This window comes from Paenibacillus dauci, from assembly GCF_000971985.1.
In the GTDB taxonomy this organism is placed as follows: domain Bacteria; phylum Bacillota; class Bacilli; order Paenibacillales; family Paenibacillaceae; genus Saccharibacillus; species Saccharibacillus dauci.
On the sequence record NZ_LAQQ01000008.1, the window covers coordinates 31743 to 49340 of the forward strand.

Genomic DNA, 17598 nt, shown 5'->3' on the forward strand with positions numbered 1-17598 from the left:
TCAGGATCTATTTTTCCTGTGCCAAAGGCGAAACAAGGTGACGGCCACAAATACAGCGAGCACAATAAAGATCATACCGAGTCCCTGCAGGACAGCATATACAAATTCCATTGATATATGCTCCTTTCCTATATAGTAAATGAATATGTGCGTGTCCCTGCTTACTTCCCTTTGCTCAGGCAGCTAGCGGACGATCCGATCATATTCGGTTACTATTTTAACACAGTCACTCGGAAGTACGAAAAGAGGCTTGAAATCAAACAGCATCTCAAGCCTCCAATCTTTATTTATCATTCTCGCTATACTCTCTGCTCATTATGCATATTTCTATCGCTATTCATCTTACCCTCTATCACCTCAATTTTAAGGCTCCATACCCCAGACCAGTTTACCGCTCTGATATAGAGTGACTTTGTTCCAGTCGGTATAGCTCGTCTTGGATGCATCAAAGGAATAATCGTTACTTTCATCCATCACGGACCAGTCGGATTTGGCCATGCGCAGCTGAATCTCTCCGCTCTCACCACCCGGCTGTAATGTACCGGCTGCGCTGCTGAAGCTCAGCTCTACATATCCATTACCAAAAGTACGCGTGATATTATCCTGTCCTACCTTGGCCCAGTCGATCCAGGAACTCATCTCCTGGGAACCTTCGGGGGTAAAGTAGTAACGCAGCTTCAGATCGCTCAGATTCACAGGTGTCGTACCGTTATTCTTGATATTGAAAAACGGCTTCATCTGCATATCCGATGCATTCGTATCTGCTGCACGATACTGTACGCTCAAGCTGCCTGTCGGAGTTGGTGTAGGGTTCGGGTTCGGATTGGGTTCCGGATCAACAGGTGGCACCACAACAACAGCGACCGGTTTGGCACTTACGGCTGCAGAGTCAGCGCTGGTACCTGCAGTGTTTACGGCGCTCACTTTGTAATAATAGGTAGTGCCATTGGTTACTGCTTTGTCAGTGTACAACGTGGTCGTAACTTTGCTGCCTACGGTAGTAAAGGGACCGCTCTCGCTGGTGGCTCTTTTGACTACATAGTGATCGGCTCCTGTTACGGATGACCAGTTCAGCTTCACCTGTGTATCAGCGGCAGCTGCTTTCAGCCCTGTTGGTACAGTCGGCACAGTTACAACTGGAGGTGTTACCGGTGTGGATGCACCTAGTGCAGGATAAGCATTATTGATCAGCATCACAAACTGGTCATGGAACCATGCACCGGAGATCGGAGCATTTGGCAGTGCGCCAGTCAGTACGCCGTCTGCTGTAGTGTAGGTTGGATCACACATACGGTCAAAGCCTTTACCTTCATTATTCGGAATCAGGGAGCTGGAGCCATCGGATTCACCCGGAGGTTTGACCCATACATAGGCATCCAGATGAGCGGCAGGTGCAGCAGTCGGCGGTGTACCCAGACCCGCTCCGCTGTTGTTACACCAGTTGCCCCGGTGAGCGCGGCGGTCGACACGGCCGGAATTGACATACGTATTGATGTCGCTGCCCGATGCCATTGCCGGACGATTCGGTCCACCCCAGCCATTACGTCCAGTATCGATCAGCATGCCGATACCACTCGGGAATCCGGCACGAACGAACTCGGAGTACAATGCTGCAGTGAAGTCCGACTCGTCAAAGTACGGATTCCATTCATAGTACTTGGATGACTTGATCGGCTGTCCGCCGATATTCAGATCCGGGTTCGGCAGATTCGGCTCATTCAGCGGTGTTGTATTCGCTGTATTGGTAATGAAGCCGTCAATGCTGGACAATCCGGCTGTTGTATTACGAACCACATTGGTGAACAATGTGATTGTCGCTGACCGGTTGTTATCCCAACCCAGCCAGCCCGAGTGACCGATATCCAGATAATTGTAGGTATTAGGGATCGCATGAAGCTTATTCAGCGCATACTGTACGCCTTCGACATAGATACCGCTGGAGTTGGCTGCTGCGCAGCGGGCATCACTCAGGTTGGTAACCAGATTCGGCAGACTGTCCGGTTCAATCACGTTGACGATGCGAATATCCTGGTACTTGGGATTCGCAAAAGTCTCGGCGATTACATCAATATATTCAGTTTTGTAGCGCTGCAGTGCCTCCTGGGTCAAAGGAAGCTCACCGTTAGATGCCAGTGCATGGCAATCCCGTCCCGGCAGATCATAGATGACAAAGCTTGCTGTAATCGGGGTATTGCCTTTCTTTTGAGCCAGTGCGGCATCCAGATGCTGTTCAAGGCTGAGACGTCCGGCATTGGCCGCTCCACCTTCGATCGCATCAATCCGGTCCAGCCATACGGCAGTTGGATAGGATTTGACCGTCTGCATTTTACCCTTGAGCGCAGGATCACTAACTCTGGCGATCGAACCGTCAACTTCTTTGGCGTAATCCGGATTCACGTATCCGGTCGCTCCAATAAACGGATTATCCACATGAGCCTCTGCATAAGCTGTCGGTCCATACATCGTCGGCAATAAACTTCCTGCCAGCAGTGACGCAGCCATCGTATACTTGAAACCTTGCCAGAATCCTTTTTTAGACTTCAATCCATTCACCTTTCTTTCTGGGAAATTTGTGTGGAGTCGAGCCCAACCTTTCCGGTAAGCGTTTTCTATTTTGATGTATTCTGTACTGCTTCCCCTTTCGAATCACCTCCTCAGCGTTGATTATAGGACACTCAATGAGTGGAGTATATTGTAAAATATGGATTATAATTAGAAAACCTAATGAAGAGTATTCTTATTGCGCCTTTATTTTTATATCCGCATGAAAGTATCTTATTATCCTCTGCTATTCCAGCAAACGCGCTAATTAGCAAGAAATTTGGCGAAACGAAGCAGTCGGACAGATAAAGTCCAATAGTCGATAGATCACCAGACACTTTCACAGACTAAAGCATAGGATGAGATCATGCCCGAAAAACGATATAACAGGATGTTACAGAAGGCTGCTGGTTCCCGATTACACTATCATTTATGCATAAAAAAGCCCGGCTACGTGTATAAATGCACGAACCGGGTCGATTTGATATGGGTGTTATTTCCATATTATGATGGGTAATAGTAGCGAGAAGCTGAATTCTGGCATCACCGCTTATGTGAACAAGTATTTGGAGGTATATACATATGAAAACAAAATGGTATCTGCGCCCGGGATTTCTCTGCGTACTCTGTCTCGTGACTCCGCCGATCGGCTATGTGCATCTGCTGTATCATCGCAAAAAGTTCCAACATCAGGAGTGGCTGGGGTATCTGACTATTGCAACATTTACTATGGCGATCTGGTTGACCAAGTTTATGAATCCGGTGATAGCGTTTGTTGTGCTGGGGCTGTTGCTTTGGGTGATTTGGAAGTGGTAGGATGGGCGTGTATTTATTTTGCAGAAGTTGCTTCGATGTTGGGGGCATGTGCTTGGAAAAGAGACGACTCTTTGATGTTCATACGCTTTGCAAAGGGATAGAGGCACGTCCTCCGGTTAAGCCTGGAGATCTGAATGGTTAACATGTAAAGGTGGATCTCCAGGCTTAAATGTCGTCCTTTGCCTCTATTCCCTTTGCTCCGCTCTGTGCTTGGATTTATCTGTGGAAGGGTTTAGTTTAATTAACATTACAAGCACTACAAGCACTACAAGCACTACAAGCACTACAAGCACTACAAGCACTACAAGCACTACAAGCACTACAAGCACTACAAGCACTACAAGCACTACAAGCACTACAAGCACTACAAGCACTACAAGCACTACAAAGATTATCCGCTTTATGGGCGTTACCATGTCAATAGCATGGTCCATATTACGGCTATTTTTTTCTCTTGCTACTTCTGCTCTTCTACGGATACGTCTATTACACGCTGTGCCAGATCCACATACTCGTTATCCAGTACTACTTTCACCTGACCCTGTCTGCGTTTCTCGCGCCATTGTCTCAGGTCTTCGTCGGATTCGAGGCGCAGTTCGGCTAGTTCATGGGCGCGGTCGAAGATGTACTTGCTCGTATACAGCAGTGTATAGATGCCCTGTCCGCCGAGTGTAATCGGCTCGCTGCGTTCTTGCCAGCGCTCTACAGTGAATTTTACATACAATTGGTCATCTCGTCGCTCGTCTGACGGAATCTCGGTAATGTCCCGGCGCTGCATAATCTGCCAGCCGGTGATGTGTCCGTAATAGTGGATACCGGCTTGACCGAGTGCGCCAAACTTGCGTTTGGATTGGTACATAGCGACATATTCGAGCTGGGTAATGACCTGGGAATTGGCAAAGTTCTTGAGCGGGACATGGTAGAATCCATGTGCTAATGCCAGCTCTACCTGCTCCGGTCCACGTACCGATCCGACGATCATATTGCGGGTGACGAGCTTGTTGGCATAGTACTCTTCTGTCCCCCGCGGCGTGGTGGATCGTTCGTATGCCTTTTCCGGGCTATCCTGAATGAGCTCATCCAGGAATTCCTCTACCAGCGTTGTCGCATTCGGCAGGAAAGGAAGCGCACCTACATTGATCCGCCGTACACTTTTGTAAAAGTGGTGCTGGCGGTACTCTTCTTCGTTACCGTACGGGAACAGCACATAGGCGCCGTACATGCTGCGTTCATAGCGGATACGGGGAGATATAGTATCTTCTCCAAGATCGCTAATGGTTGCTTGAAGATCATGCTCTGACTTATCTTTATTGGAAAATGAAGTCTTCGGCTCCTGTTCAGCTGCGCCCTGCTCTGTAGCTGTCACTGGATCAATTGCAGATGAATCCTGCTCGTTCACTCCATGCACAATCGCATCCCGGTAGCGGTGCATCGTGTTGATGTCTTCTTCCTGCGGTCCCGGCTGGCCATAGCTTGACCGGTAGGCAGATCCTTCTTCGGCTACATTCAATTTGTATTTGGCATCGAAAATAAAGCTGTATTCCTTCTCCTGTCCGGCGTCCACTTTCCGCAACGAAAGTACATTATCCGGTCGCTGCGGCAGTGTCGGCGTGCCCTGTCTATCCGGCGCACTATTGTAATACAGCACAAATGTCTCGCCGCTGCGCGGATTCACATACTCCATCCGCGAGCGCTGCCCCCGATCCAGCGTTACGAATAGACCGGAGTGATTCAGCCGAATCACATTCTGGCGAACCAACTGGTATTTGCGGCTGAGCAGTTCATTCAGCTTGAGGAAGCACCAGTATTCGTACAGCTCCGAGATTTCCTTCATGGACAGGCGCAGCAGATCGCTCTGGATCGATAATCCTTTGAGCAGTGTCAGATAATATCGGTACATCTCCCGGTAGCCCGGCGCCATCTGCATAACCAGACTGAGACTCATGCTGCGCATCGGGGACAGCTGCTGCAGCCAGTTGGCAGACAGCATTCGCTCCATACGCGAGATCATCCCATCTACCCGGCGAACGAACTGCTCGTCATATGTGCGGCTGCGGTAATTCTGCGGCCGGTTCAGCTGGGAATACTGGTCACGCAGACGATGCAGTCTGGAGAGGATACGCTCCAGCATCCAGCGCAGCATCCGGTTCTCTGCCGTATCATACGAGAGATGCTTGACCGTATCGAGCAGTCGAAGCGGACGGTAATCTTCTCCGTTAATAGATAGCGCTCCCCGGCGGGAAGGATCGGCTTGCAAATGTTCATCCTGAGGTCTGCTATCTATGCCCAGTCCATTTTCCCTCTCCAGAGATGGACGCTGCAATTTCTCCAGATGCTGCGGATGACGAGCCAGATAGGTATTGTTGCGCCGACTGGCTCTTTTCACCAGAGCGGCATTACGCAGTTCCTGCTCGCGGTTCATCTGGTGATGCGGCTGGATGGATATTCGCTCCATCGCCTTTTCCATTTGACCAAATAGATGCGAAATAATTGAGAAAAACTCGCTCAGGCTCTGGTGTTCACTGTCCCTTAGCGAGACCGACTGGTACGTACGCTTGAGAAAGTCGAACGACAGATTATACACCTGCTCGTTCACTTCGCGCAGCAGGGCTACGTAGTCCTGCTTGTAATCCAGCTTGGACGGGAAAATCTCCAGCTCGATCGACAGCAGACGCTGTCCGCTTGCCCGTAGCTCCAGCTCGGTAAAGCCTACTTCGTTACGGAAGTTAAGCATCCCCGACAGCAGCCGCTTGCCCTTGGGCGTGACCGCTTCCCGTAGATAATGGTTCTCATGGTAAAAGGTGACCGGCAGACTCGTATCCTCTGCCCGTTCATACACGAACTCATAATTCTGCTGCTCGTAAAAGCAGGGCAGTACATCTGCTCCAACATTCCACGCTACCAATTCCCCCTCTACCGGAGAGAATATCTGCACCGACTGCACCTCAATATCCGATGTCAGCGACGTACACTTGAGATGGGCATCGACCCATTGTCCCTTTTCCCGGTGCAGCTGTAGCGTCTCTACTGCCGGATGGTAAGGCTTGCCCTGCAGATAGATGCTCCCTATGCTCGTCTGGATCTCCAATAGATTCACGCTTTTATTCAGATTCATGGGCACCTCCTGTAGAGATCATCTAGGACACCCAGTACGAGGTGAACCCGTCCTCATCCAGCCGCCGGATCATATACACCAGCTTGCGCGCACTCTCCGGATAGCGTGCTGCTGGGGGAGTACCGCCCCGGCTCCACTGTCTCCAGAATGCGTCATCGTCTTCGAGCGGTGACGGGATGCGTGTATTGCCTGTCAGACATAGCTTGAGTAGATCCACCAGCACACGGCGTACACCGGACTGGCTCCCCTGAATGCGTGGCAGAATCTTCTGCAGTAGCTGCAGATCGAAAGCCGCTTCCTCAGTCATCAGATTGAAGCGTTCGTTGTACACCAGATAAAAGCACACCGCATCCCGAATCCGGAATCCTACATGCGCATGGATGTCTTCCAGAATGTGATTCACCTGTACCAGCTGTTCGGTCGTGCGGCGAATAAGATCTTCGTAATCGCCAAGTGAATCGATCAGCTGGAGATAGTCGCTGCGGAGGAACGACTGCTCGACGGGCACTACCTCTACCAGCTGCTGGCTGTCTTCAGTGATCCGCGGCAGCTGCATCAGGTCGATGGCATTGAACTCAATCGTATTCGCCCGGTCCAGCACCCGCTTGCTGAATGGGTAGGTCGTCTCGTCCATGTTGACCGTACCGACAATGTAGACATTCTCAGGGATGCCAAGGTTGCCGTAGCGAGATTGGTCTTCTTCGGTATCCAGTGCACCATCCGGAATTAGCGGATCGGTCGCAATATGCCGCTCCTGCACTGAACTCCCTGTATGTGCCTGCCTAGCATCACCAGTTCCATGCTGCTGAGCTGTATTGCCTGTTCGCCCAGCATATTCCCGTCCATTCTCTGCTGCAAGCACTCCCTCTTCTATCCAGTGCTGCGTCTCCAGAAGACTCATCATATCGCTAAAATAATGCTCTACTCGCGCCAGATTCATCTCATCCAGACAGACAAAGTAAGGCTTCTTCCGGTTCTCCCGCCGGGAAGCTTCAGCAATCACCATGGTCAGTGGTCCAGGCTTAAATACACCCGACAGATCCTTGTACCCGATCAGATCTGCCGGATCGCTCCAATCCGGACGTACCGGAATCAGGCGAAACTGCCCGTTATCTGCCGTAGCTCCAACAGCTTCTGCGAATAATCTCACCAGCCGTGTCTTGCCCGTACCCGAGATCCCTGCCAGAATCACAAATGGCCGCGTCTTCAGCGATAGGTAAAAGTTATGCGTCAGCTGCTCCGGGAAATAAAATCCGCGCTGCGAGACATACTGCTGGATATGATGCAGCGTCTCTTTCACATCGCGATCGCGGATACGTGGCGAATAGGACTCTGCGCTGCTCTCTTCGCGGATCTGGCTGCTCCATACGGTATTCGGTGTAATCGCCGTGCTCTCGATATAGAACATATAGCTGTCCATCGCATCCCATAGATCCGTGATCAGCTGCTCATTATCCGGCAGATGATCGGTCTCGTAGTGGAAATAGGCAATCGTCGACATCTGGTAATCATCCCCGAGCCGCCCATCGCCCAGCTCAATATCATCCGACATCTTCATCCGGCTAGCCGGCAGCCGGGAACGAATCTCCTGTGTACGTTCCTGCAGATAAGCCATTCCCTCTCCACGTCCCAACTGACTGCGTGCCTCACCCAATCCCTGGTTCAGTGTCAGATAGATCCGCTTCATGTCTGCAGAGAACAGATACGCCACATATACCCCGCGCTGGATCGTATCTGTGATCTGCGGATACATCACCGCAATCCATGGAATGGTCGCCCAGTTGCCACGTCCCACCGATCCCTGGACTTTGAAATGGTTATGGATAAATGGTAGCGACTTCAGATGTTCGGGTATATCCCGCCGTACATATTCCGCCAGCGGATGCCCGGACAGCGGCTGCGCCTTGGCCTGCGAGTAATTGCGCGTGATGTTCATCAGGTCTTCGCGCAGGGAAAAGTCTGATTCTGGTGGTGCATAGTAAGCATCCAGTTCATCGAGGGTGAAGTGATACAGTTCATCCAGGACAGCCCGATTGAGCTGATCATAGATCTCCGGTTTGAAGCCGATCGTGTAGCCAGAGTTGGGGTAGTCCAATATATGCACTAGAGACTCAATAATAGGATCGATAATATATTGAATTCGATTCGCAGGTAGATCTGCCCAGCGAAAAGCCATGCGAGATGGAGGAGCATCTACCGGTTCGCTTCTGGCTTCACGCTGTTGATAGTAGACCAGGAATCGTTCTCTTATTCGAGTGATCGATACTTCACGATCTCGACTAGCACGCATTTCATCAATTAGTACGAGAATGAGGACCATCTTATATGATTTCTGTTTGTGTATAAATATATTTTGTAGTTCTATTGGTAAGGGCATGTATGTCCTCCTTCATTCATCAGCTAATATTACTATCTTCTATTATTAAACTTATTCTCTATACTACTACACGCAATGCTGTACATATACTTGCTACTTTACAAGCAAGATAAGGAAGCCAAATTCACAATTAATATACAGAATGGAAAAATAATAGAAAACTAGATTCCCATTTTAAGACAAAAGAGATACAATAAAGTAAGTTAACTGTAACCAGCGACCTATAAGTATTAGGTATATAGTCTTTTCTTATTAATCCTTTCCTAGATAAGTAATATAAACATTCATACTATGTATAGTAAAATAAGCAAATTCGATTATTTCCAAGTTATCGGAGGAACTATAATGAACCTTACTGCTCCAGAGCATTTTATTGATGTACTTAAAAGGTGTAAACAATCTTCGAAAGAAGCCGTTGAAAATCTAGAAAGCTTTAGTAGCTTCAAAACATATATGCATATTCAAAGACCCGTCGAAGCTGAACTAGAAAAGCATATTAATGAAGCTTATGCTTCTCCTAATGCCCGCTTAATTTTAGTCTGTGGTGGTGTGGGAGATGGTAAGTCTCATATCCTTTCTTACTTAAAAAACAAATACATTTTTTTAAATGATGATACTTATTTCTACTTACACAATGATGCTACAGAAAGCTTTTCTCCACATAAAACTTCAATTGAAACTCTAGCTTCTGTGCTAGACAATTTTTCAGATGAAGGATTGCAACAACAAAATACACAAAATATTGTTTTAGCTATTAACCTTGGTGCTCTGAATAACTTTATTGACTCAGAACATGGAAAAGCTTTTACAAGACTACGCGAGTATGTATATCAAAAGAAAATTTTAGAGTCCGTTATTACAGATGAGTCCAGTGAAGATGATCATATTTTCCAATATGTGAATTTCAGTGATTACCACATGTATCAATTGACGGACCAAGGTCCAAAATCTAGCTACATTGAAGGTATTCTGAATAAGATTACTCAAAAAACAGAAGATAACCCTTTTTACCAAGCGTATTTAAGAGATCTATCTGAAGATAGCGAATTAGCTGCTAAAAATCCTATTTTTCAAAACTATGAGTTATTGCAGCAAGAAGTCGTACAACGCCAAATTATCGACCTACTGATTCAAGCTATGGTAAAAGAGAAACTTCTCATTTCTACAAGAGCTCTTTTGGATTTTATTTATAATATTTTGGTTCCTTCTAATATGGAAAATTCAAATCATCAACAAATTCAAGAGATCGTACATGTGCAAGATTTTGAAGCTTACACTAAATCTCTTCTACCATTTCAATTATTTGAAAAAGTAGATGCATCTGCTATTCATCAGGCAATTGATCGCATTAATCCAACAAGAATCCGAACAGAGACTTTGGATCAACACCTTATTGGTTTTAAATCGCGCAAAGATGGAGCTTATTTATTCGCTCAATATATTGATATCAATCAATTATCTTATTTTGCTAGAGGTCTTATCCCCAACTCACCTTGGAGGAATCCAGAAGAAAAGAATCAAAATTTTAAAAGAATACTTACTAAACTATTTGTATATCTGTATTATCTAATTCCTAAATCAGCCCACAATTCTTTTCGAGATCAAGTATATGAAGAATTTATGCGTAATTTATTTTATTGGAATAAGAAAGAAATTAGCAAACTTTCTAAACTATATCGAGAAGATGTTAGAGACGCTATATATAAGTGGAATGGAGAAGGAAACTCCGATCTCATTTATGTACAAATTGGCCAGCCACAAACTCAATATTATGCATTACAGAAGCTAGAAATTGAGCCTCATGTTACACGTACTACTCCTGTTACAGAGAATGAGCTGTATAAATTTTTAACTATGATGACATTACAGTTCAAAGTCCGTAATGTTAGCTATGTAGATGATAATACAATTCCATCTATTGATATCGATTTTTCTCTTTATTCGCTTTTGATCCAAATTAAAAATGGATATCGACCAAATAAGAAAGATAAGTTCCAATTTATTAAGTTTGTAGAATTTATTGATAGGCTTAGTAATGCAGGCAATCAAAGCGAAGAAATCGTATTTGAAAGTAAACAATTCGGCAAATCAACTAAATACCGCTTGAAATACGATGCTACATTTGATCAATATTCATTTATGGAGACGTGAAATTATGATTTATAAATTAAACTTAGATGCGATTCGAGAAAAGTTCAAATTTACTTCTTCTATTCGCCATAATCCTAAAATCGAATTAGAAATCCTTCCTTACAACACTAAATTTAAAGACACTCAATACAATTTCAGAGAAGTTACTGGGGAATTCATTCGTTTAATTGGACAAAAGCAATTAAACGAAATCGTCAATACAGAAAAACTTCTTAATAAAGTCTTGGATTCGATCGATTTTGAAGAAGTAAATCAACGTAGTGAATTTAAGCAAATGATCAAAACATTATTCATAGATGAACACAACCAATTGTATCTTTTTCATCCACAAACGTTGTACTACATAAACACGGTGGATAATGAAAATAAGAAGCTGGCTACCTTTTTATACAACATACTCTGGATGAATGAACAACCCTGGAGTATGTCAAATAATACGGATGATCATTCCGATTTGATGAGCGCATTATTATTTAAATCCTTACCACAATTAAGCGACAACACAAAAGATCCTAAAAATTACAGCAACCTTATTCCCATAGTATCTGATTTATTTATTAAAGATTTCAAATGGCTGGCTACCAAAAGCGAATTGTTTACAAGCCAAGTTGAGAAAGTAATATCCTACTATTACTTTCTCTATGTTACTCAACTCGCACGTAAAAATGAAATGTTATTTAAAGCCAATAATCAAGAAATTCAACCAGTTTATTTTACATTTGAAGGTGAAGAACGCCTTTCCAAAACGAGAGTCAGCTATGAGTTTGGCTGGAAAAGTATTGAACGTGCGATCAACCAAACATTCGCTCATGTAAACTTTCTCAAAATGATTAATTTTACTGAATCTAGCTACACTCATTCGGAAAACAGCAAATTATTATCCTATGAGCAAATTGCAGAACAAGTCCAAATAATGTCACCAGAAGAACAAACAGAATTAGAACAACAAGTGGATACTTTAATTGAAGAATATAAAGAAAAATTATCTGGTGATATTAAATGGGAACAACTTGGTACATTCAAATCATCATCGAATGTGCCTGCTCTACAAAAATTAGACTCTCTCTTTCATATGATTGATTACCAATTCAATCAAAGTAGTCGTTCTAAACCATACAATGAATTCAAACAATGGTTTGTACATTTTTGTCAAAAAACATTTTTAAAATCACGTGGTAGATCTGGTAAGATGCTTATTTTAGATACAGATTACCTGCTTTTTTTAACTAAACTTATGATTAAAAACGAACCTAAAATCCGATTAAAAAATCTATTCTCAGAGCTTGAAGCTAGAGGAATGGTGTTTGATCGAGATACTCAAACAGCAATTGTAGATTACTTCGAAAAATTAAATTTGCTAGAGAAAAAAAGCGATAGTGGGGATGCTATATATGTCAAAGCATTTTTATAGTTACTTAGCACAACAAATTCAGCAATTTTTTAATCATATTAGTGTGCAACCCGGCGAAAAATATCACATTCAATTTGAACGTGCTGAACAAGTCACCGATCTGGTAAATGAAGTAAAGAATCTTCCAAACATTGAACCTTTCTCTATGACAACTCCAGATGGCTTTTATCAATCTATATGTTTAAACAATGGTTCAGCCAAGGTGCTGATCGCATCGAATACAGATGATATTACACCTGACTTCTTAACCACACTTCGTAACAAAGTGGGCACACAGGAAGATCCTTTCACAGACAAAGCAATGCTATTAATCCATAATTCTAACTTGGACAGTCTAGTCCAAGGAATGACTTCATTTGCCAAAGAGGGTATGCCATTTCATATTCAAGAAATTGAAAGCAATCTTCAAGAATCAATGAAAGCTTCCTATCTTTCTAAAGAAGAAAAGCAAATCTTAGAATTCAGCATGTCTTCGAACAAAGCTCAACAAGGCCTTCATGAACAAGTCACTTTATTTGATTATGAAAAAATTCTAACTGTGCTGAATAATCAAAATTTAGCCCCTTCCGATTATAAAGACTTAGGCTTGTTCTATGATTCTGAGTTACTTAATACAGCTATGACTACTAAGCAAATCAAAGAACGCCTAAAACAAAATCAATCTTTATTCAACGATGTCGAGATGGCTCATCAGTATGGTCCAGTTGATATCAGTCTGGAAAGACATTTTGATGATACAGGGGCGAGAACGCTTGCTGCTTCTGATTGGCAGGATACCGATTTTGGCATGGTTCGTCGTTCGAATGAGAAAAAACTTGAAGGCAAAGGATTAGAGTATCTTGAGCCAACCAAAAAATCTACATTAGAAGGGTTACTATATTGGGAGCGTCCAGATGGGGAAACAAAGAGTAAACAACGCAAAAGGAATATTATTGTATTCAATCCTGAAGGACTTAGCACTGTTACAATCGAGTTACCTTTTAATGATTTCGTCAAAAATCAATATATTTCAAAAAATGAAATCAAGCATAAATTCATAGCGGACGCAGCAGGCAAGAAATTAAAGGTTCAGTTACCATATGAAGCTGGACAATCATGCTTTTATGGAGTTAAGTATAAAACCGACGTATCCCCTGCCTATGAATTTAAAATTGTAGTTATAGAAGCATACGAAAAACTCATTCAGGCTATACAAACTTCTTATACCATCAATCTCTCTAAAACGAAAAACTCATATATCTTAATTAATTCAGATGATGAGCAATGGATTTTTAACAAGGGTGCAGAAGAAGTTGCACAAGCAGCACTTCAGGTTGACGGAACAACTAACGTATTTGAGATGAATGAGTTTGAAGAGTTAGTGATCAGCAAAAATGCAGAGAATACGGGTGAAGAAGATCTCATTCCATTCTCTATTAAACTTCCTCATACAGAGATTCCTTTTGCAGTTCAAGATGTAGTCGACAGACCTGTGCCTATTGGTGGCTTTAGCGTATGGAAATTAAAACGCGAAAAACAAGAACATTTTGTATATCGCATTGAGAACGATAAGATGAAAATCATTCAAGGAACTCGTGAAACCTATGCTCAAGGAGAGTTCAAAAAGAATTTAGAACGTGAATTAAAATTGATTGAAGATAATCACTTGTACTTTATAGAAGAAGCTGGAGAGCTTACTTCTGAACCGATTGCAGTGAAAGAAAATGTGCGTGAAGCTTATTTAGATTTGCTTCGCTATTTTAGAACTAATCAACTTTTACCGAGTTTAGCTTATTTCGATGAAGAATATACCGCTTTAGCTCAAAACTATGTTACCGCTTATTTGCAGGAATTGGAGCAATTGAATAATGGTCAGTCCCTGGATCAGACTCAGCGTGATTTAGTACTGATCGGAACCATACGAAAAGGACTTAAAGAATCAGAATGGCTGTATACACCTTTACATCCACTCAATCTAGCTTATCAACTACAGCTTAATGAGCTTATTGATTCAGAATCGATCAATGATGAGCTACTTCGCTCATTGCGTCCGACTAATCTGCTGCCTTATGTATCTTTTAATAATTCTAAACTTTATAAAGCGATTGAACAAAATGATTCTTTTGAATGGACAACTTACATTGATCAAAGTCTTCCACGTTTTGAGTCTTCGAAGCTTTTTGTAAGCAAGTTGGTTCAGGAAAAGATTGAGGAGTTTACAGAGCATTTCTCATACTTATTTGATCTAGACTATAGAGCACCACTGAAGATCAACACGATGAATATGGGAGATTGCCAAGAGATTCTCCAAGGCTTATTTGAATACTATAAGCGGCAACTACGCAAAAATGTGGAAAAAACAGAGCTGCTGCCTATGGAACTTCATATTTATGCTGAAAAAGGAATCAATAATGCTTTTGAAGAGATGTCTCAATATTCCAATGCTGAAGATATCGCCAAAAACTTCAACTTAAAATTAGAGTTGGAAGGCTATCATCCAGAAGAATTGCTTAATATTTTCCGTGACCAAGTTAAATTTTATTCTCAAGATATTAATTCCAGTCAATATGAGTATAGTCATATTACTTTTTATCAAATGAATAAAATTGAGCAGATCGCTACAAGTAATGCTTCTGAGATTATTACAGGTGTATCGTTGTTTGGGCTCGTATCCGGTATTCCCTCTGTTTTCATCAACGAAGACTATAAGACAGGTTTCGGAACCAAATATTATCAAGCAGCAGATACACCCTTACTAAAAATAGTTCCTAAGCTAAATTCCTTGTTGCGTGTTGCTCGTACTCTGGATAACTACCAAGAAGATATGAATATCGTAACGGCAATCTCGGCTACACATAAACAAAAGCTCGATCTTGTATATGATTCTGCACATTGGGTTACCTTTATCGAGCCTAAAGTAGATTTAAGCTTCTTCAAAAACAACGATCTACAAAAAGAGCTGCTTGTTATTCATTACAGTGATCAATACACATCTTCAAGTGGATTTGATGCTATCACTGTAACTAGACGCTCTGATCAATATCAGCGCTTAATAGACGAGTTCCTTCGTTCTCATCAAATTGATGTGAGTGCTGAACAGCTCCCTCCGATCATTAATTTCTTCAACGCAATTAATGGTAACTGGCTACTACGTTTATTGGCGCAAAAAAATCAATTCCCTAGAGAAAAAATCAGTATTTTATCTGCGGTGAAATTGGCACTGGCTGCCTTTGCCCATCGAGATATTATATGGATTCCAATATCGATGGAAGAGATTCTTCGTATATCTGGAGGAACAGGGTTACGACAAGCAGATGGATTGTTTTCAGCCAAAAATCTGGGCAAATTCGGATCATATAGTGACGATCTCTTACTCATTGGGATTGAACAAAAAGAAGAACAAATTTACGTTCATTACTATCCAATTGAAGTGAAGATCGGCAACAATCCTAACGCTGTATATGAAAAAGCAATCAGTCAAGTTAAACAGACCCAGCAACTACTGATTGAATTCTTGACTGATGAAGACAGCTTCACCGCTAAACTTTATCGCAACTTCTTTATCCAGCTTGCGATTGCAAGTGCGGAAAAAATGAATTTGTATAATATCTGGCCAGAACAGTATTGGGAGAATATTACGAATAGTGAGTTAAGAGGCCGTCTGCTTAATGATGATTATACGATCTCAACCCATTTGCAAAATTATATTGGTGACGGATCTGTGATTTCTTTCAAAAAAGATACGGTATTTAATGAAATTAAGCACAATGAACAAGTGATGATCTTTAACTATCCAGAGAGAAGCGGCTATGACTTTATCATTAAAAGTATTGAAGATATCAAAAACCATCTTCAAAGTGCTTATGGTGACATTCCTACAGAGCAGTTATTGTGTAACTTATATTCATCCGACAGTTTAATTCAACAAACAAATGATATGGATGAGGAAATATCTTCTAAAGAAAAAATCATGTCAGCTGTACTATCGAAAAGCGAATTAGAATTAAAAAAAATTATAGAAGATGCTTCTTCTAATATCGACATCGATGAACCGGTTCGCAAACCGTTGGAAGTATTATTCGGTCATAATGTTCAAAATAATGAAGAAATAAAATGGTACCCTACTACTACAGATAAAGTAATGCATACTAATACAGGCATCATTGGAACAATGGGGACAGGAAAGACTCAGTTTACCAAGTCGCTCATTACCCAGTTATCTCGGAATAGTCAGGATAACGTAAATAGCACACCGATTGGTATTCTGATCTTTGACTACAAAGGGGACTATATCAAACCAGAATTTACAGAAGCTACAAATGCCAAAGTATATGACTTGTACCACCTTCCGTACAATCCATTATCTCTCTATGTAACGCAGCCGATCAAGCCACTATTACCTGTCCATACGAGCAGCTCACTTACCGATACGGTTGCCAAATCATTTGGCCTTGGACAGGTACAGTCTATTATTCTTAAAGGTACTATTATGGAAGCTTACGCTAAAAAAGGCATTATCAAAAATGATGCTTCTACCTGGAATCAACCTGCTCCTACACTAAGTGATGTTTATGATCTCTTTGTAAGCAAAGAAGATACCAAAGTAGATAGTCTGTATGCTGCGCTGCAAGAACTGTATGAGACAGAAGTATTTGAGCCAGATGCTACTAAAACGATTTCTTTATTCGACATGATTGATGGTATTACTGTAATTAATCTGTCTGGCTTTAATGAGAGCATCCAAAACTTGGTAGTATCTATTACGCTAGATGTGTTCTATAACCAAATGCAGATGCAAGGACACAGTGCTATTGAAGGCACCTACCGCGAAATTACCAAAATGATTTTAGTTGATGAAGCAGATAACTTCTTAAGTAAAGATTTCACATCAATTAAGAAGATTTTGAAAGAAGGCCGGGAGTATGGCGTTGGTACGATTCTGTCCACTCAATTTATGAATCACTTCTCGACTTCAGATAATGACTATGCGAATTATATCCTTACCTGGATTGTGCATAGTGTAGCTGAGATGTCGGCTAAAGAGATTCGGATGGTATTTAGTACTCAGAGTAAAGCTGAAGAAGAGAGTATTATGAATCGGATCAAGTCTCTTCAGAAGCACTATAGTATTGTGAAAACTGGGACTGGACAGCCTGTTTGGATGAGGGATAAGGCGTTTTGGGAACTAAATAATAATTAAATATATTG

7 protein-coding genes are annotated in these 17598 nt (G+C 42.5%); 4 read left to right on the plus strand and 3 right to left on the minus strand.

All coding sequences use genetic code 11. From position 1 onward, the window contains the following. Positions 1-363: 363 nt before the first annotated feature. On the minus strand, positions 364-2502 hold the full coding sequence (locus WH46_RS20600; RefSeq protein ID WP_046228297.1) for a glycoside hydrolase family 6 protein: 2139 nt from the start codon (positions 2500-2502) through the stop codon (positions 364-366). Between the two features lie 621 nt (positions 2503-3123). Between WH46_RS20600 and WH46_RS20605 the strand changes: the two genes are divergently transcribed. Continuing rightward, positions 3124-3357, plus strand: coding sequence for a hypothetical protein (locus WH46_RS20605; protein WP_046228163.1), 234 nt, complete (start codon positions 3124-3126; stop codon positions 3355-3357). A 457-nt stretch (positions 3358-3814) separates the two neighbouring features. On the opposite strand, the gene WH46_RS20615 is transcribed toward WH46_RS20605, so the two are convergent. Together WH46_RS20615 and WH46_RS20620 are read right to left on the minus strand one after the other, a co-directional pair. Next, complete coding sequence (locus WH46_RS20615; protein WP_046228164.1) at positions 3815-6472, minus strand: DUF2357 domain-containing protein; 2658 nt, start codon at positions 6470-6472, stop codon at positions 3815-3817. A 22-nt stretch (positions 6473-6494) separates the two neighbouring features. Continuing rightward, positions 6495-8849: an MrcB family domain-containing protein gene (locus WH46_RS20620; RefSeq protein WP_046228165.1), complete on the minus strand. Its 2355-nt coding sequence runs from the start codon at positions 8847-8849 to the stop codon at positions 6495-6497. Positions 8850-9194: 345 nt separating this feature from the next. Between WH46_RS20620 and dptF the strand changes: the two genes are divergently transcribed. Genes dptF through dptH form a run of 3 tightly spaced genes read left to right on the plus strand, consistent with a single transcriptional unit; the run spans position 9195 to position 17590 of the window. Then, a complete protein-coding gene (gene dptF, locus WH46_RS20625) occupies positions 9195-11000 on the plus strand; it encodes a DNA phosphorothioation-dependent restriction protein DptF (protein WP_052714317.1) in 1806 nt (601 codons plus the stop codon). A gap of 4 nt (positions 11001-11004) precedes the next feature. After that, a complete protein-coding gene (gene dptG / locus WH46_RS20630) occupies positions 11005-12411 on the plus strand; it encodes a DNA phosphorothioation-dependent restriction protein DptG (RefSeq protein ID WP_046228166.1) in 1407 nt (468 codons plus the stop codon). Beyond that, complete coding sequence (gene dptH / locus WH46_RS20635) at positions 12392-17590, plus strand: DNA phosphorothioation-dependent restriction protein DptH (protein WP_046228167.1); 5199 nt, start codon at positions 12392-12394, stop codon at positions 17588-17590. Before dptG ends, dptH begins: the two co-directional genes overlap by 20 nt. The last annotated feature ends 8 nt before the right edge of the window (positions 17591-17598 follow it).